At 71.5% G+C, this 17,172-nt stretch carries 14 protein-coding genes; all 14 read left to right on the top strand.

Annotation, left to right across the window (positions count from 1 at the left end; all coding sequences use genetic code 11):
- Window positions 1–104: 104 nt before the first annotated feature.
- Complete coding sequence (locus ACFWFZ_RS27760; RefSeq protein ID WP_387125713.1) at window positions 105–2,126, top strand: peptidoglycan D,D-transpeptidase FtsI family protein; 2,022 nt, start codon at window positions 105–107, stop codon at window positions 2,124–2,126.
- A gap of 45 nt (window positions 2,127–2,171) precedes the next feature.
- The gene (locus ACFWFZ_RS27755) at window positions 2,172–3,881 is read left to right on the top strand and encodes a UDP-N-acetylmuramoyl-L-alanyl-D-glutamate--2,6-diaminopimelate ligase (protein ID WP_387125712.1); all 1,710 of its coding nucleotides are present in this window, start codon (window positions 2,172–2,174) and stop codon (window positions 3,879–3,881) included.
- Window positions 3,878–5,308, top strand: coding sequence for a UDP-N-acetylmuramoyl-tripeptide--D-alanyl-D-alanine ligase (gene murF, locus ACFWFZ_RS27750; protein WP_387125711.1), 1,431 nt, complete (start codon window positions 3,878–3,880; stop codon window positions 5,306–5,308). The genes ACFWFZ_RS27755 and murF overlap by 4 nt, the downstream gene beginning before the upstream one ends.
- The gene (gene mraY / locus ACFWFZ_RS27745) at window positions 5,305–6,375 is read left to right on the top strand and encodes a phospho-N-acetylmuramoyl-pentapeptide-transferase (RefSeq protein ID WP_387125710.1); all 1,071 of its coding nucleotides are present in this window, start codon (window positions 5,305–5,307) and stop codon (window positions 6,373–6,375) included. Before murF ends, mraY begins: the two co-directional genes overlap by 4 nt.
- Complete coding sequence (gene murD, locus ACFWFZ_RS27740; protein ID WP_387125709.1) at window positions 6,357–7,952, top strand: UDP-N-acetylmuramoyl-L-alanine--D-glutamate ligase; 1,596 nt, start codon at window positions 6,357–6,359, stop codon at window positions 7,950–7,952. The genes mraY and murD overlap by 19 nt, the downstream gene beginning before the upstream one ends.
- Before the next feature lie 70 nt (window positions 7,953–8,022).
- Complete coding sequence (gene ftsW / locus ACFWFZ_RS27735) at window positions 8,023–9,393, top strand: putative lipid II flippase FtsW (RefSeq protein WP_387125708.1); 1,371 nt, start codon at window positions 8,023–8,025, stop codon at window positions 9,391–9,393.
- A 6-nt stretch (window positions 9,394–9,399) separates the two neighbouring features.
- A complete protein-coding gene (gene murG, locus ACFWFZ_RS27730) occupies window positions 9,400–10,494 on the top strand; it encodes an undecaprenyldiphospho-muramoylpentapeptide beta-N-acetylglucosaminyltransferase (protein WP_356813196.1) in 1,095 nt (364 codons plus the stop codon).
- Window positions 10,495–10,524: 30 nt separating this feature from the next.
- The gene (locus ACFWFZ_RS27725) at window positions 10,525–11,397 is read left to right on the top strand and encodes an FtsQ-type POTRA domain-containing protein (protein ID WP_387125707.1); all 873 of its coding nucleotides are present in this window, start codon (window positions 10,525–10,527) and stop codon (window positions 11,395–11,397) included.
- Window positions 11,398–11,676: 279 nt separating this feature from the next.
- Window positions 11,677–12,882: a cell division protein FtsZ gene (gene ftsZ, locus ACFWFZ_RS27720; protein ID WP_387125706.1), complete on the top strand. Its 1,206-nt coding sequence runs from the start codon at window positions 11,677–11,679 to the stop codon at window positions 12,880–12,882.
- A 17-nt stretch (window positions 12,883–12,899) separates the two neighbouring features.
- Window positions 12,900–13,667 carry a peptidoglycan editing factor PgeF gene (pgeF, locus tag ACFWFZ_RS27715; RefSeq protein WP_387125796.1) on the top strand — a complete coding sequence of 256 codons (768 nt, stop codon included), beginning with the start codon at window positions 12,900–12,902 and terminating at the stop codon, window positions 13,665–13,667.
- Window positions 13,654–14,373, top strand: a complete 720-nt coding sequence (locus ACFWFZ_RS27710; RefSeq protein WP_387125705.1) for a YggS family pyridoxal phosphate-dependent enzyme — start codon at window positions 13,654–13,656, stop codon at window positions 14,371–14,373. The genes pgeF and ACFWFZ_RS27710 overlap by 14 nt, the downstream gene beginning before the upstream one ends.
- 149 nt (window positions 14,374–14,522) lie before the next feature.
- Window positions 14,523–15,140 carry a cell division protein SepF gene (locus tag ACFWFZ_RS27705; protein ID WP_030031797.1) on the top strand — a complete coding sequence of 206 codons (618 nt, stop codon included), beginning with the start codon at window positions 14,523–14,525 and terminating at the stop codon, window positions 15,138–15,140.
- A 60-nt stretch (window positions 15,141–15,200) separates the two neighbouring features.
- Window positions 15,201–15,497 carry a YggT family protein gene (locus tag ACFWFZ_RS27700; protein WP_387125704.1) on the top strand — a complete coding sequence of 99 codons (297 nt, stop codon included), beginning with the start codon at window positions 15,201–15,203 and terminating at the stop codon, window positions 15,495–15,497.
- A gap of 82 nt (window positions 15,498–15,579) precedes the next feature.
- Entirely contained in the window at window positions 15,580–16,794 is a 1,215-nt protein-coding gene (locus tag ACFWFZ_RS27695; RefSeq protein ID WP_387125703.1) for a DivIVA domain-containing protein, read from the top strand.
- Window positions 16,795–17,172 lie beyond the last annotated feature (378 nt).

Genomic DNA, 17,172 nt, shown 5'->3' with positions numbered 1-17,172 from the left:
CGGAGCCCCGGAAGGCCCGGCCCCGCGGTCCGGCCCCGCGGCGCCCGTACCGGTACCGGCGCCCGTACCGGCACCCGCGCCGGCATGCCGCGGACGGTGGCCGGGTGAGCCCGCAGGACCCGCCGCGACGGCGGGTGCCCGGACCGTCCAGGCCGTCGCGGCCGGGCGACCGGACCCGCGCCACCGCCCGCCCGGCCTCGCGCCCGGCGACCCGCCGCCCCGCCGGCCCCCGCAAGCCCCACACGATCCGGCTCGGCAGCCCCCGGCCCCGGCTGCGCCTGGTCGGCGTCGGCCTGACCCTGGTCATGCTCGCGTTCGTCGTCCGGCTGCTCCAGGTACAGGCCGTCGACGCCTCGTCCTTCTCCGCCGCGGCCTCCAAGAACCGCTACACCAACGTCAAACTGGCCGCCGAACGCGGCGAGATCACCGACCGCAAGGGCGTGGCCCTGGCCACCAGCGTCGACGCGTACGACATCACCGCCGACCCGAAGATGTTCACCCCGCAGGACAGCAAGGCCCCGGACGCCCCCGAGCAGGCCGCGGCCCTCCTCGCACCCATCCTCGGCAAGGACGCCAAGGAGCTCGCGGACAAGCTCAGGGCCAAGAACAGCCGGTACGTGGTCCTCGCCCAGCGCCAGACCCCGCAGGTCTGGAACCAGATCAAGGACCTCAAGCGGGTCTTCGCCGAGAAGGCGACCGCCGACAAGAAGAACAACGCCCCCGGAGCCAACGTCCTGGCCGGGGTGTTCAAGGAGGACAGCAGCAAGCGCGTGTACCCGGGCGGGGACCTCGCCGCCGGGATACTGGGATACGTCAACGCCGAGGGCAAGGGTGCGGGCGGGCTGGAGTCCTCCCTCGACAAGAAGCTCGCCGGCAAGGACGGGGAGATCACCTACGCCCAGTCCGGCGGCCGCAAGGTCCCCACGGCCGGTTCCAGCGAGAAGCCCGCCGTCCCCGGCGACGACATCGAGCTGACCATCGACCGGGACATCCAGTGGGCGGCGCAGAGCGCCATCGCCGAGCAGGTGCAGAAGTCCGAGGCCGACCGCGGCTACGTCATCGTCCAGGACACCCGCACCGGCGAGGTGCTCGCCATGGCCAACGCCCCCGGCTTCGACCCCAACGACCTGACCCGGGCCAGCTCCGCCGCCATGGGCAACGCCGCGCTCCAGGACGTGTACGAGCCCGGCTCCACGGCCAAGGTGATGTCGATGGCGGCCGTGCTGGAGGAGAAGAAGGCGACCCCCGACACCCGCGTCGAGGTCCCCAACCGGCTGCACCGCGGCGACCGGCTGTTCAAGGACGACATCGACCACCCGACCTGGTACCTGACCCTCAACGGGGTCCTCGCCAAGTCCTCCAACATCGGCACCATCCTGGCCACCGGCCAGCTCGGCCCCACCCAGGCCAAGTCCAACGAGGTCCTGCACTCGTACCTGACCAAGTTCGGCATCGGACGGCCCACCGGCCTGGACTACCCGGGCGAGTCCCGCGGCATCCTCGCCCAGCCCCAGGACTGGTCCACCTCCCAGCAGTACACGATCCCTTTCGGCCAGGGACTCTCCGTCAACGCCATGCAGGCGGCCTCCGTGTACTCGACCATCGCCAACGGCGGGGTCCGCATCGAGCCGACGCTGGTCCGCGGCACCAAGGGCCCCGACGGCCGCTTCACCCCGGCCCCGGCGCCCGAGCAGAACCGCGTGATCAGCCAGGAGACCGCCAAGACCCTCGCCGAGATGCTCGAATCCGTCGTCGACGACCAGGAGGGCACCGGAACCAAGGCGAAGATCCCCGGCTACCGGGTCGGCGGCAAGACCGGCACCTCCAACCGAGTGGATCCGGCCACCGGCCGCTACAAGGGCTACACCGCCTCCTTCGCCGGCTTCGCCCCGGCGGACAAGCCGCGCATCACCGTCTACTGCGCCATCCAGAACCCCACCAAGGGCAGCTACTTCGGCGGCCAGATCTGCGGCCCCATCTACAAGAAGGTCATGGAGTTCGCCCTCAAGACCCTCCAGATCGCCCCCACCGGCACCGCCCCCGCCGGGCTCCCGGTCACCTACGAGCCCGGCCCGCAGGCCGTCCAGCAGCCCGCCCCGCAGCCCAGTCCGCAGCCCGGCCAGTGACCCACGGCCGCGGCCTGCCCGCCAGAAAAGCGTGAGGCACCATCAGTGACAACGATCACCCCGAAACCCGGGAACCGACCGGACGCCGCAGCCGGGGCCGGGCCCTCACTTCGCGACCCGGCCGCCGGGCCCGGTACGCTCACCGCCGTGCCCCACGCTGATCAGCCCCGAACCACCCGGCAAGACGCCCCGGCAGCGCCGCCGGGAGCGCCCAGGCCCGTGTCCGCCACTCCGAGCCCGCTGGGCGAGCTGGCCGCGCTGCTGGGCGTCCCCTCGCCAGGCGCCGCCCAGATCACCGGGATCACGCACGACTCCCGTGCGGTCCGCCCCGGAGACCTGTACGCGGCCCTGCCGGGAGCCCGGACCCACGGCGCCGAATTCGCCGCCCAGGCCGCCGGCCTCGGCGCCGCCGCCGTGCTGACCGACCCCTCCGGCGTCGAGCGCGCCGCGGCCACCGGCCTGCCGGTGCTGTCCGTCGCCGACCCGCGCGGCCGGATGGGCGAGCTCGCCGCGGCGATCTACGGCCGCCCCGGCGAGGGCCTACTCCAGATCGGCATCACCGGCACCTCCGGCAAGACCACCACGGCGTACCTCGTCGAAGGCGGCCTGCGCGCGGCGGGACGCAGCACCGGACTGGTCGGCACCGTCGAGATGCGCATCGGCGACGAGCGCATCAAGTCCGAGCGGACCACCCCCGAGGCCACCGACCTGCAGGCCCTCTTCGCGGTCATGCGCGAACGCGGCGTCGAGGCCGTGGCGATGGAGGTCTCCAGCCACGCCCTCGTGCTCGGCCGGGTCGACGGCTGCGTCTTCGACGTCGCCGTCTTCAACAACCTGAGCCCCGAGCACATGGAGTTCCACTCCGACATGGAGGACTACTTCCAGGCGAAGGCGGGGCTCTTCACCCCCCGCCGGGCCCGCCTGGGCGTCATCAACCTCGACGACGAGTACGGCCGCCGCCTGGCCAAGGAGGCGACGGTCCCGGTCGTCACCTTCTCCGCCGCGGGCGACCCGGCCGCCGACTGGCGCGCCGAGGACGTCGTCACGGGCCACATGGACTCCACGCTCACGCTGGTCGGCCCCGAGGGACAGCGCGTACGGGCCAAGGCCCCGCTGCCCGGCCCGTTCAACGTCGCCAACACCGTCGCCGCGGTCGTCACGCTCGCCGCCGCCGGCCTCGACCCGCAGACCGCCGCCGACGGCGTCGCCGCGGTCCCCGGGGTCCCCGGCCGGCTGGAGCGGGTGGACGCCGGACAGCCGTACCTCGCCGTCGTCGACTACGCGCACAAGACGGACGCCGTCGAGTCGGTGCTGCGCGCACTGCGCGAGGTCACCACCGGCAAGCTGCACATCGTGCTCGGCTGCGGCGGCGACCGTGACACCACCAAGCGCGCCCCGATGGGCGCCGCGGCCGCCCGGTTCGCCGACGTGGCCGTCCTGACCTCCGACAACCCGCGTTCCGAGGACCCGCTCGCGATCCTCGCCGCGATGCTCGGCGGCGCCGTGTCCGTACCGCCCGCCGAGCGCGGAACCGTCCTCGTCGACGCCGACCGGGCGGCGGCCATCGCCGCCGCCGTCGCGCGCGCCGAGCCCGGCGACACCGTGCTCGTGGCGGGCAAGGGCCACGAACAGGGCCAGGACACCGCAGGGGTCGTCCGGCCCTTCGACGACCGCACGGTGCTCCGCGCCGCGATCGAGCACCAACGCGTGCTCGACCGAACGACCCAGGTCCGACAGGCCGAGGTGAACCAGTGATCGCCCTTTCCCTCGCCGAGATCGCCGACATCACCGGCGGGCGGCCCCACGACATACCGGATCCGTCCGTCCAGGTCACCGGTCCTGTCGTCTACGACTCCCGCGAGGTGCGGCCGGGAAGCCTGTTCGCGGCCTTCGTCGGCGAGCGGGTCGACGGCCACGACTACGCCGAACGCGCAATCGCCGCGGGCGCCGTCGGCGTCCTCGCGACCCGGCCCGTCGGCGTCCCCGCCATCGTCGTCCCCGATGTGGTGGCCGCCCTCGGAGCGCTTGCCCGGGCCGTCGTCGCCCGCCTCGGCACCGACGTCGTCGCCCTCACCGGGTCCGCCGGCAAGACCTCCACCAAGGACCTCATCGCGCAGGTGCTCCAGCACCACGCCCCCACCGTGTGGACCCCCGGGAACCTCAACAACGAGATCGGCCTGCCGATCACGACGCTGCGCGTCACCGAGGACACCCAGCACCTCGTCCTGGAGATGGGCGCCCGCGGCATCGGCCACATCCGCTACCTCACCGGACTGACGCCCCCTCGGATCGGTCTGGTCCTCAACGTCGGCACCGCGCACATCGGAGAGTTCGGCGGCCGCGAGCAGATCGCCCAGGCCAAGGGCGAGCTGGTCGAGGCGCTGCCGGCCGAGGCGGAGGGCGGCGTCGCCGTCCTCAACGCCGATGACCTGCTGGTTCGTTCCATGGCCGCGCGCACGAAGGCCCGTACGGTGCTGTTCGGCGAGGCCGACGACGCCGAAATCCGGGCCACGGAAGTCCGCATGACGGACAAGGGGCAGCCTTCCTTCACACTGCACACACCGACCGGGTGCAGCGACGTGACCTTGCGGCTGTACGGTGAGCACCACGTGTCGAACGCGCTCGCCGCGGCCGCCGTCGCCCACGTCCTGGGCATGTCCGCCCCGGAGATCGCCACCGCGCTCTCCGAGGCGGGCACGCTGTCACGGTGGCGCATGGAGGTCACCGAGCGGGCGGACGGTGTGACGATCGTCAACGACGCCTACAACGCGAACCCGGAGTCCATGCGGGCCGCACTGCGCGCGCTCGCCGCGATGGGCGGTGGCGGCAGGGCGAACGGGGGGCGCACGTGGGCGGTGCTCGGCCCGATGGCCGAGCTCGGAGACGACGCTCTCGCCGAGCACGACGCGGTCGGACGACTTGTCGTCCGGCTCAACGTGAGCAAGCTCGTCGCGGTCGGGGGCAGGGAAGCCTCCTGGCTGCAACTGGGCGCATATAACGAGGGTTCGTGGGGTGAGGAGTCGGTGCTCGTGTCCGACGCGCAGGCGGCGGTCGACCTGTTGCGCAGTGAACTGCGCCCGGGTGACGTCGTGCTGGTGAAGGCTTCCAGGTCGGCCGGTCTGGAGCGGGTGGCGCAGGCCCTGCTCCAGGGCACTGTCGAGGGCGAGGTCGCCGGTCGATGAGGCAGATCCTGTTCGCCGGTGTCATCGGCATGTTCCTGACCGTCATCGGCACCCCGCTGCTGATCAAGCTGCTCGCCCGCAAGGGCTACGGCCAGTTCATCCGCGACGACGGCCCGCGCGGCCACGCCGGGAAGAAGGGCACGCCCACCATGGGCGGTATCTCCTTCATCCTGGCCACGCTCGTCGCGTACGCCCTGACGAAGGTCATCACCGGTGAGGAGCCGAGCTTCTCCGGTCTGCTCGTGCTCTTCCTGATGGCCGGCATGGGCCTCGTCGGGTACCTCGACGACTACATCAAGATCGTCAAGCGGCGTTCGCTGGGTCTGCGGGCCAAGGCCAAGATGGCCGGCCAGCTGATCGTCGGCATCGCCTTCGCGGTGCTCGCACTGCAGTTCAAGGACTCGCGCGGCCTCACCCCGGCCTCCATGAAGCTGTCCTTCGTCACGGACTTCGGCTGGTCGATCGGCCCGGTGCTCTTCGTGGTCTGGGCGCTGTTCATGATCCTGGCCATGTCCAACGGCGTGAACCTGACCGACGGCCTGGACGGACTGGCCACCGGCGCCGCCGTGATGGTCTTCGGCGCCTACACCTTCATCGGCGTCTGGCAGTTCCAGGAGTCGTGCGCGATGGCGGCCGACCTCACCAACCCCAACGCCTGCTTCGAGGTGCGAGACCCCCTCGACCTGGCCGTCGTCGCCTCCGCCCTCATGGGCGCCTGCTTCGGCTTCCTGTGGTGGAACACCTCGCCCGCCAAGATCTTCATGGGCGACACCGGTTCTCTGGCCCTCGGCGGCGCGCTCGCCGGCCTCGCCATCTGCTCCCGCACGGAGTTCCTGATGGCGCTCCTCGGCGGCCTCTTCGTGCTCATCACGATGTCGGTCGTCATCCAGGTCGGCTCCTTCAAGCTGACCGGGAAGCGCGTCTTCCGGATGGCGCCGCTCCAGCACCACTTCGAGCTCAAGGGCTGGTCCGAGGTCCTCGTCGTGGTCCGCTTCTGGATCATCCAGGGCATGTGCGTGATCGTGGGTCTCGGTCTCTTCTACGCGGGATGGGCAGCCGACAAGTGAGCGCCTCCGACCTGGCCGGCGTGCTCGGCCCCGACGCCCTGGGCCGGTTCGGCCTGCCGGGCCGGATCACCGTGGCAGGGCTCGGCATCAGCGGCATCAGCGCCGCCCGGGCACTGGCCGGGCTGGGCGCGCGCGTGACCGTCGTCGACAACGGCGACGGTGACGCGCACCGGGCCAGGGCGGCCGAGCTCGCGGAGTCCGGCATCGAGGTACGCCTCGGCCACCTGCCCGACGGAGCGCGGGCCGGTGAGACCCTGCCCGAGGGCACCGAACTGGTCGTCACCTCGCCCGGCTGGCAGCCGCAGAGCCCGCTCTTCCTGGCCGCCGCCGCGGCGGGCGTCGACGTCGTCGGTGACGTCGAGGTCGCCTGGGGGCTGCGCGGGGCCGGCGCGGAGCTCCGTGCCGCCCGCCGGGCCGCGGCGCAGGGCGCCGGCGAAGGGGCAGACGGGGCCGCAGTCGGCGATCGGGCCCCGGCCGGGCCCGCTGAGTGGCTGGCGATCACCGGGACCAACGGCAAGACCACCACCACGCAGATGCTGGCGTCGATCCTGAAGGCCGCCGGCCTGCGCACCGCCGCCGTCGGCAACATCGGGACCCCGATCATCGACGTGGTGCTCGGCGAGCAGGAGTACGACGTGCTCGCCGTCGAACTCTCCAGCTACCAGCTGCACTGGGCGCCCTCGCTGCGCGTCCACTCGGCGGCCGTCCTCAACCTGGCCCCCGACCACCTCGACTGGCACGGCTCCATGCAGGCGTACGCCGCGGACAAGGGCCGGATCTACGAGGGCAACACGGTGGCCTGCGTCTACAACGTGGCCGACAAGGCCACCGAGGACCTCGTCGTCGAGGCCGACGTCGAAGAGGGCTGCCGCGCGATCGGCTTCACCCTCGGCGCCCCCGGCCCCTCCATGCTCGGCGTCGTCGACGGCATCCTCGTCGACCGGGCCTTCGTGGAGAACCGGCACAAGAACGCCCAGGAGCTCGCCGAGGTCAAGGACGTCAACCCGCCGGCCCCGCACAACATCGCCAACGCGCTCGCCGCCGCGGCCCTGGCCCGCGCCTTCGGCGTGGAGCCGCGCGCGGTCCGCGACGGGCTGCGCGACTTCCGTCCCGACGCCCACCGGGTCGCCCGGGTGGGCGAGGTCGGCTCCGTCGTCTACGTCGACGACTCCAAGGCCACCAACACCCACGCGGCGGAGGCCTCCCTCGCCTCCTTCGACAAGGTCGTGTGGATCGCCGGCGGCCTCGCCAAGGGCGCGACCTTCGACGAGCTCGTGCGCAAGTCGGCCGAGCGGATGCGTGGCGCCGTCCTGATCGGCGCCGACCGGGCGCTGATCGCCGAGGCGTTGGCGCGACACGCCCCCGAGGTCCCGGTCGTCGACCTCGACCGGACCGACACTGGGGCGATGCTCGCAGCCGTCCGGGAGGCGGCCGCGCTCGCCGAGCCCGGCGACACGGTCTTGCTGGCACCGGCCTGCGCCTCGATGGACATGTTCGCGAACTACAACAGGCGTGGGGAAGCGTTCGCCGACGCGGTGCGCGAACTGGCCGCCGAGAGCACCGCGGACACGGCCTAGGCCGGGGGCGCCGGGACAGGTTCCCTCCGGCCGGATGCTCGCCTCGTACGAGTGGAGGGGAAGATCACAGATGCCGGCCAAGCAGATGCTGCCGGGGCGGCGGCCGTCCGCCGTGAAGGCGCAGGGCCGCAAGCGCCCCGGCGTGAGTGTGAAGCGCCCGGCGCGGCCCGCCGGGCGCGGTCCGCTGGCCGGCCTCCGGCGTACGCAGCAGCAGTTGCGCAAGGCGTGGGACCGTCCGCTCACCGCCTATTACCTGATCTTCGGCAGTTCCCTGCTCATCACCGTGCTCGGCCTGGTGATGGTGTACTCCGCCTCCATGATCAAGGCGCTCCAGCTGGGCCTGGGTGACGCGTACTTCTTCAAGAAGCAGTTCCTGGCCGCCCTCATCGGCGGGGTCCTGCTGCTGGCCGCCTCCAGGATGCCGGTGAAGCTGCACCGGGCGCTGTCCTACCCGGTGCTCGCCGGCACGCTGTTCCTGATGGTCCTGGTCCAGGTCCCCGGGATAGGGGTGTCGATCAACGGCAACCAGAACTGGATCTCCCTCGGCGGCCCGTTCATGCTCCAGCCCAGCGAGTTCGGCAAGCTGGCGCTGATCCTGTGGGGCGCCGACCTGCTGGCCCGCAAGGGCGACAAGGGCCTGCTGAGCCAGTGGAAGCACCTCCTGGTGCCGCTCGTCCCCGTGGCCTTCCTCCTGCTCGGCCTCATCATGCTGGGCGGGGACATGGGCACCGCGGTGATCCTCGGCGCCATCCTGTTCGGCCTGCTCTGGCTCGCGGGCGCCCCGACGAGGATGTTCGTCGGCGTACTGGCCTTCGCGGCTGCGATCGTCGCACTGCTCATCAGGACAAGTCCGCACCGGATGGACCGGCTGGAGTGCATCGGCGCGACAGAACCGGGCAAGAACGACCTTTGCTGGCAGGCCGTGCACGGGATCTACGCCCTCGCTTCGGGCGGCTGGTTCGGTTCCGGTTTGGGTGCAAGTGTGGAAAAATGGGGTCAACTACCCGAAGCCCACACCGACTTCATCTTCGCCATCACGGGGGAGGAACTGGGACTGGCGGGGACGCTGTCGGTGCTCGCCCTCTTCGCGGCTCTAGGCTATGCGGGTATCCGCGTGGCCGGACGCACGGAGGACTCCTTCGTACGGTTTGCCGCGGGAGGCGTGACCACCTGGATCACGGCCCAGGCCGTGATCAACATCGGTGCGGTGCTCGGCCTGCTGCCGATCGCCGGAGTCCCGCTCCCGCTGTTCTCCTACGGGGGGTCGGCCCTGCTGCCGACCATGTTCGCGGTCGGACTGCTCATCGCCTTCGCGCGGGAGGAGCCGGCCGCGCGCGCGGCCCTCGCGATGCGACAGCCGAAGACCGGCTGGAGGCGGACCGGGGTGAGATGGAAGTCGATGAGACGGCGCGTCAAGAAGCGTCCGTCCGGAGAGCGGTGAATTTCGGTGCATGTCGTACTCGCCGGTGGGGGGACCGCCGGCCACATCGAGCCGGCGCTCGCCCTCGCGGACGCCCTGCGCAGGCAGGACCCTTCAGTGGGCATCACCGCCCTGGGCACCGAGCGCGGACTCGAAACCCGCCTGGTGCCGGAGCGCGGCTACGAACTGGGGCTGATCCCCGCCGTACCGCTGCCCCGCAAGCCCACCCCTGAGCTGATCACCGTCCCCGGACGGCTGCGCGGCACCATCAAGGCCGCGGAGGAGATCCTCCTGCGCACCAAGGCCGACTGCGTCGTCGGATTCGGCGGCTACGTGGCCCTGCCCGGCTACCTCGCGGCCAAGCGGCTCGGGGTGCCGATCATCGTCCACGAGGCCAACGCCCGGCCCGGACTGGCCAACAAGATCGGCTCCCGGTACGCGCACGCCGTCGCGGTCTCCACGCCCGACAGCAAGCTGCGCGGCGCCCGCTACGTGGGCATCCCGCTGCGCCGCTCCATCTCCACCCTCGACCGGGCCGCCGTACGCCCCGAGGCGCGCGCCGCGTTCGGATTGGACCCCAACCTGCCCACGCTGCTGGTCTCCGGCGGCTCGCAGGGCGCACGGCGCCTCAACGAGACCATCCAGCAGGTCGCTCCGACCCTCCAGCGCTCCGGCGTGCAGATCCTGCACGCCGTCGGGCCGAAGAACGAACTGCCGCGTGTCGACAACATGCCCGGGATGCCACCCTATGTGCCGGTACCGTACGTGGACCGGATGGATCTCGCGTACGCCGCCGCCGACATGATGCTGTGCCGCGCGGGAGCGATGACCGTCGCCGAACTGTCCGCCGTCGGGCTGCCCGCCGCCTACGTCCCGCTGCCGATCGGCAACGGCGAACAGCGGCTCAACGCCCAGCCGGTGGTCAAGGCCGGCGGCGGCCTGCTCGTGGACGACGCGGAACTGACGCCCGAGTGGGTGCTCGGCCAGGTCCTCCCGGTGCTGTCCGACCCGCACCGCCTGTACGAGATGTCCCGCGCCGCCGGTGAGTTCGGCCGCCGGGACGCCGACGAGCTGCTGGTCGGCATGGTGTACGAGGCGATCGCAGCCCACCGGTCCCGCTGACGCGGGAGCACGGACGCAGGAGGCACAGGAGTGGCCGGAGCGACGACCGCGCAGCGCGGAACACCGTCTCCTGATCGGCCCGGCCGGCCGCCCCGCAAGGGCGCCGGCTCTCCCAAGCCGCCCAGGAGTCCGAAGGGCCCCAAGTCCGCGAAGCCCGCGAAGGCCCCGGAGGAGGCCGCCCCGCGGGGCCCCGGCAGGCAGCTGCGCCGGGGCCCCGTGCTGGCCTCCCTGGCCGCCGCGGTCCTCCTCGTCGCGGGCGGCAGCTGGGTCCTCTACGGGTCCTCCTGGCTCCGCGTCGAGAAGGTCACCGCCACCGGCACCGACGTGCTCACCCCCGAGCAGGTGCTCTCGGCGGCGGCCGTGCCCGTGGGCGCGCCCCTCGTGAGCGTCGACACGGACGAGATCGAGAGCCGCGTACGGGGCCGTCTGCCCCGCATCGATTCGGTCGATGCGGTGCGGGCCTGGCCGCACGGAATCGGACTGAAGGTGACCGAGCGCAAACCCGTCCTGCTCATCAAAAAGGACGCCAACTTCGTGGAAGTGGACGCATCGGGTGTGCGATTCGACACGGTTCCGAAAGCACCCGCGGGTGTTCCGGTCCTCGAATTGAGCGCCGGCGGCTCCCCGAGCGCCCGCCGCTTCGACGAAGAGCGGCTGCTGCACGAGGCCGTGCTCGTCGCCGGATCCCTCCCGGCACCGATCGCCGGGCAAACCGTGCAGGTCACGGTGGGTTCCTATGATTCGATCGTGCTGGAGCTGACCGGGGGCCGGTCCGTACGGTGGGGCAGCGGCGAACAGAGCGACGCGAAGGGGCGCGCGCTGACCGCTTTGCTGAAAGCCGCGCCGAAGGCCGTTCACTTCGACGTGAGCGTTCCCACCGCCCCTGCCGCGGCCGGGAGTTGACGTCAGGTCGAACAGCGGCGCACCCTGGTTGGCCAGCGATACGGGTGATCACATAGGGTGAAAAGAAAAACGGGAGGTTCGGCGTGTTCGTTGAACACGCGCTACTTGTCGACTTAGTGTCCTGTTCGGAAGAGTCCAAGGAACAGACACACCCCTAACCCTAAACTTCAGGGTGAGGGTTCGGGTCGGCGCGTTCGGACCGTCCCTATTTCGGCATCAGTCGTCGCAACGCAGGCCCGCGAGGCGGCGACACGTAACTCGAGGCGAGAGGCCTTCGACGTGGCAGCACCGCAGAACTACCTCGCAGTCATCAAGGTCATCGGTGTCGGCGGCGGTGGTGTCAATGCCATCAACCGAATGATCGAGGTCGGTCTCAAGGGCGTCGAGTTCATCGCCATCAACACGGACGCGCAGGCGCTGTTGATGAGCGACGCCGACGTCAAGCTCGACGTCGGCCGCGAACTCACCCGCGGCCTCGGCGCCGGCGCCAACCCGGCGGTCGGTCGCAAGGCGGCAGAGGACCACCGCGAGGAGATCGAGGAGGTCCTCAAGGGGGCCGACATGGTCTTCGTCACCGCCGGTGAAGGCGGCGGCACCGGCACCGGCGGCGCACCCGTCGTCGCCAACATCGCGCGCTCGCTCGGCGCCCTGACGATCGGTGTGGTCACCCGGCCGTTCACCTTCGAGGGCCGGCGCCGCGCGAACCAGGCGGAGGACGGCATCGCCGAGCTCCGCGAAGAGGTCGACACCCTCATCGTCATCCCCAACGACCGCCTGCTGTCCATCTCGGACCGCCAGGTCAGCGTTCTGGACGCCTTCAAGTCGGCGGACCAGGTCCTGCTCTCCGGCGTCCAGGGCATCACCGACCTCATCACCACCCCGGGTCTGATCAACCTCGACTTCGCCGACGTCAAGTCCGTGATGTCCGAGGCCGGCTCCGCCCTGATGGGCATCGGCTCGGCCCGCGGCGACGACCGCGCGGTGGCCGCGGCCGAGATGGCGATCTCCTCGCCGCTGCTGGAGGCGTCCATCGACGGCGCCCGCGGCGTGCTGCTCTCCATCTCCGGCGGCTCGGACCTCGGTCTCTTCGAGATCAACGAGGCCGCGCAGCTGGTGAGCGAGGCCGCGCACCCCGAGGCGAACATCATCTTCGGCGCCGTCATCGACGACGCGCTCGGCGACGAGGTGCGGGTCACCGTCATCGCCGCCGGGTTCGACGGCGGACAGCCCCCGGCCCGCCGGGACAACGTCATCGGCGCCGCGTCCACCAAGCGCGAGGAGCCCGCCCCGGCTTCGGTCCGCGCCGCCGAGCCGGCCCGCCCGGCCTTCGGCGGACTCGGCACGGTCCCCCCGCGCGAGGAGCCCCCGGCCCCCGTCGAGCCGGCCCCGGTCGAGGTCCAGGCCCCCGCGCCGCAGGTCCCCACGGCCCGGCCGTACCAGGACAGCCCGGCCGAGGAACTGGATGTCCCGGACTTCTTGAAGTGACACCGGAGCAGCATCACGTGGGCGGCGCCCACTTCGCCTTCACCGACCGGTGGGGCGGAGTGAGCGCCGTTCCGTACGAAGAGCTCAACCTCGGCGGCGCGGTCGGAGACGACCCGGCCGCCGTTCTCACGAACCGGGCCCTGGCGGCGCGCTCCCTGGGACTCGACCCGGACCTGGTGGTCTGGATGAACCAGGTGCACGGCCGGGACGTCGCGGTGGTCGACGGCCCGTGGGGGGCGGACACCGCGATCCCCGCCGTCGACGCGGTGGTGACCGCCCGTCGGGGACTCGCCCTCGCCGTGCTCACCGCCGACTGCACACCCGTCCTGCTGGCCGACCCCGTCGCCGGGGTCGCCGCCGCCGCCCACGCCGGCCGGCCCGGACTGGTCGCCGGGGTGGTGCCCGCGGCCGTGGAGGCGATGGTCTCCCTCGGCGCCGAACCCGGCCGGATCGTCGCCCGTACCGGTCCCGCGGTCTGCGGGCACTGCTACGAGGTGCCGGCCGAGATGCGGGAGGCGGTGGCGGCGGCGGTTCCCGCCGCCCGGGCCGAGACCAGCTGGGGCACGCCGGCGGTCGACGTGGTCGCGGGGGTGCACGCGCAGCTCGCGGAGGCGGGGGTGGTGAACGGCCTGCGCTCACCGGTCTGCACACTGGAGTCGCGGGACCACTTCTCGTACCGCCGCGACCGGGTCACCGGCCGACTGGCCGGATATGTCTGGTTGACGGAGCTTTCCCGGGGGGAGGACCCCCGGACCCCGGGGGAAAAGAAGAATGACGGATCGTAAGTCGGAGCTCGCCGAGAACCTGGCGCGGGTGGAGGAACGTATCTCGTCCGCCTGCGCCGCGGCGGGGCGGGAGCGGGAGGAGGTGACCCTCATCGTGGTCACCAAGACCCATCCCGCGAGCGACGTGCGACTGCTGGCGGAGCTGGGCGTCCGTCATGTTGCCGAGAATCGCGACCAGGACGCCGCCCCCAAGGCCGCGGCCTGTGCGGACCTGCCGCTCCGCTGGCATTTCGTCGGCCAGTTGCAGACCAACAAAGTCCGTTCCGTGGCGGGATACGCGCATGTGGTGCAGTCCGTCGACCGCCCCCGGCTCGTGACCGCACTCTCGGCGGCCGCGACCGGCGCCGGCCGTGAACTCGGCTGCCTCGTCCAGATCGCCCTCGACGCCGAGTCGGGCGAGCGGGGGGCCCGGGGCGGCGCCGCACCGGAGCAGCTCGCGGAGTTGGCGGACCTCGTCGCCGCGGCACCCGGACTGCGGATCGACGGACTGATGACCGTCGCACCGCTGTCCGGCCACTACGCGGGACGCGAACAGGCCGCCTTCGAGCGGTTGATGGAATTGTCATCCCGCCTGCGCGCGGACCATCCGGCTGCCACGATGGTGTCGGCCGGGATGAGCGCAGACCTGGAACAGGCCGTTGTGGCCGGTGCGACACATGTACGCGTCGGCACTGCGGTACTCGGCGCGAGACCCCGGCTCGGGTAACGTCGCGAAGAAAGTCGGACCACAGCAGAAAATATGGTCATTCCCGCCGATGAGCGGGCAGACCACGTGGATCGCGGGCAGTTGGTGACATTCGTGACACGGCGGCACCTGCGACAGGGCGATCCACCACAGAGCGGAGGACTCGGAGAATGGCCGGCGCGATGCGCAAGATGGCGGTCTACCTCGGCCTCGTGGAGGACGACCGGTACGACAACCCGGGGTACGACCCCGACGACGAGTTCGAGCCCGAGCCGGAGATGGAGCGGGCTCGGGAGCGGGATCGCCGACAGCAGCCCGTGCACCAGTCGCCCGTATCGGACGAACCGGTGCGAGCCGTACAGCCTCCGGCGCAGCGGGAACCCATCCCAATTCCGGTGGAAAACGGACGTCCTGCGCGAATTGCCCCCGTGGCATCCATCACACCCGATCGCACGAACCTGGAGAAGAACGCCCCCGTGATCATGCCCAAGGTCGTCTCCGAGCGGGAGCCGTACCGCATCACGACACTGCACCCCCGGACCTACAACGAGGCCCGTACCATCGGGGAACACTTCCGTGAGGGCACTCCGGTGATCATGAATCTCACGGAGATGGACGACACGGACGCGAAGCGTCTCGTGGACTTCGCCGCCGGACTCGTGTTCGGTCTGCACGGCAGCATTGAACGGGTGACACAGAAGGTGTTCCTGCTGTCGCCTGCTAACGTCGATGTCACGGCGGAGGACAAGGCCCGCATCGCGGAGGGCGGGTTCTTCAACCAAAGCTAGACCGATCCGTCAGATACGGGACCGGGAACAGATCGGGAAACGGGGAGAGGGAAGCACCGGATGGGCATCGCACTGCAAGTGGTCTACGTCGTGCTGATGTGCTTCCTGATCGTGCTGATCTTCCGACTGGTCATGGACTACGTGTTCCAGTTCGCACGTTCATGGACACCCGGCAAGGCGATGGTGGTCGTTCTGGAGGCCACCTACACTGTCACCGATCCACCGCTCAAGCTCCTTCGGCGGTTCATTCCGCCGTTGCGTCTCGGCGGCGTGGCACTCGACCTGTCCTTCTTCGTTCTGATGATCATCGTTTACATCCTCATCAGCTTCGTGAACACAGCTGCGAGAAGCGTGTGAACGATGAGCTTCCCCGTACGCGCGGGGACGGTCCCGATACGGTCCAGCCGACTGCCGACGACTACGTAGAGGTGAAGAAGACATGCCGCTGACTCCCGAGGACGTGCGGAACAAGCAGTTCACGACCGTCCGCCTCCGAGAAGGCTATGACGAGGACGAGGTCGATGCCTTCCTCGACGAGGTCGAGTCCGAACTGACGCGCCTGCTGCGCGAGAACGAGGACCTGCGCGCCAAGCTGGCTGCCGCCACGCGTGCCGCCGCGCAGAACCAGCAGCAGCAGAGCATGCGCAAGCCCGAGCCCCAGGACCAGCGCGGCCCCGGCGCCCCCGTGCCCGCGGCCATATCCGGCCCGCCGCAGCAGCAGAACCCGCAGATGGGCCCGCCCCAGCTGCCGGGTGGCGCGCCGCAGCTCCCGCCGGGCCCCGGCGGCCAGGGCCAGCAGGGCCCCGGCCCGATGGGCGGCCCCATGGGCGGACCCATGCAGCAGCACCCCATGGGCGGACCGCAGGGCATGGGCCAGCAGCAGATGCAGCAGCAGCAGTCGATGGGCGGCCAGAACCCGCTCGGCCAGCAGATGCAGCCCATGGGCCAGCAGATGCAGCCCATGGGCCAGCAGATGCAGCCGATGGGCCAGCAGATGCAGCAGATGGGTCAGCCCATGCAGCAGATGCAGCAGCCGCAGCTCCCGCAGCAGGGCCCCGGTGGCGACAGCGCCGCCCGCGTCCTGTCGCTGGCGCAGCAGACCGCCGACCAGGCGATCGCGGAGGCCCGCTCCGAGGCCAACAAGATCGTCGGCGAGGCCCGGTCGCGCGCCGAGGGCCTGGAGCGGGACGCCCGCGCCAAGGCCGACGCGCTGGAGCGGGACGCGCAGGAGAAGCACCGCGTCGCGATGGGCTCCCTGGAGTCCGCCCGCGCCACGCTGGAGCGCAAGGTCGAGGACCTGCGGGGCTTCGAGCGTGAGTACCGTACGCGTCTGAAGTCCTACCTGGAGTCGCAGCTGCGCCAGCTGGAGACCCAGGCGGACGACTCGCTGGCCCCGCCGCGCAACCCGGCCGGTCCCGCGCTGCCCCCGTCGCCGTCGCCCTCGATGGCTCCGGCCGGTGCGATGGGCCACTCCATGGGCGGTCCGTCCATGGGCGGTCCCTCCCCGATGGGCGGCGGTCCGTCCTACGGCGGCCAGCAGCAGATGTCCCCGGCGATGACCCAGCCGATGGCCCCGGTGCGGCCGGCTGCGCCGCAGCCGATGCAGGCGCCGTCGCCGATGCGGGGCTTCCTGATCGACGAGGACGACAACTAAGCGGTACGCCTCGCGGCGCGTCAGCAGTTCGGGCCGGGCCCGGTTCCCCCACGGGGGCACCGGGCCCGGCCCGTTTCGCATACCCCTCGCCTCCGGCGCGGCCTGCCGATTCGGGGCGCCGCCCCCGCTCCCGGCTGCGGCCGTTGCTGGGGTGCTGCCCTTGTTCCCCGGCTGGGGGCCGGTGGCCGCGCCTCAATCGCCGGCGGGGCTGGGGTGGTGTCCCTGGCCGGGGGCGTGACCTGTCGGGCTGGACGGTGGCTTCGGGTGGGGTGGTGCCCTTGTTCCCTGGCTGGGGGCCGGTGGCCGCGCCTCAAGCGCCGGCGGGGCTGGGTTCGGTGTCCCTGGCCGGGGGCGTGACCTGTCGGGCTGGACGGTGGC

The organism is Streptomyces sp. NPDC060232 (genome assembly GCF_042726555.1).
In the GTDB taxonomy this organism is placed as follows: Bacteria; Actinomycetota; Actinomycetes; order Streptomycetales; family Streptomycetaceae; genus Streptomyces.
The sequence above is the reverse complement of the archived record's forward strand: the minus strand, read 5'-3'. Positions and strand labels throughout refer to the sequence as shown.

Bases quoted from the DNA above. Each gene is read 5' to 3' on its own strand.
- mraY (WP_387125710.1), top strand. From the start codon at position 5,305: ATGAGGCAGATCCTGTTCGCCGGTGTCATCGGCATGTTCCTGACCGTC.
- murD (WP_387125709.1), top strand. From the start codon at position 6,357: ATGGGCAGCCGACAAGTGAGCGCCTCCGACCTGGCCGGCGTGCTCGGC.
- ftsW (WP_387125708.1), top strand. From the start codon at position 8,023: ATGCCGGCCAAGCAGATGCTGCCGGGGCGGCGGCCGTCCGCCGTGAAG.
- ACFWFZ_RS27710 (WP_387125705.1), top strand. From the start codon at position 13,654: ATGACGGATCGTAAGTCGGAGCTCGCCGAGAACCTGGCGCGGGTGGAG.
- ACFWFZ_RS27705 (WP_030031797.1), top strand. From the start codon at position 14,523: ATGGCCGGCGCGATGCGCAAGATGGCGGTCTACCTCGGCCTCGTGGAG.
- ACFWFZ_RS27700 (WP_387125704.1), top strand. From the start codon at position 15,201: ATGGGCATCGCACTGCAAGTGGTCTACGTCGTGCTGATGTGCTTCCTG.
- ACFWFZ_RS27695 (WP_387125703.1), top strand. From the start codon at position 15,580: ATGCCGCTGACTCCCGAGGACGTGCGGAACAAGCAGTTCACGACCGTC.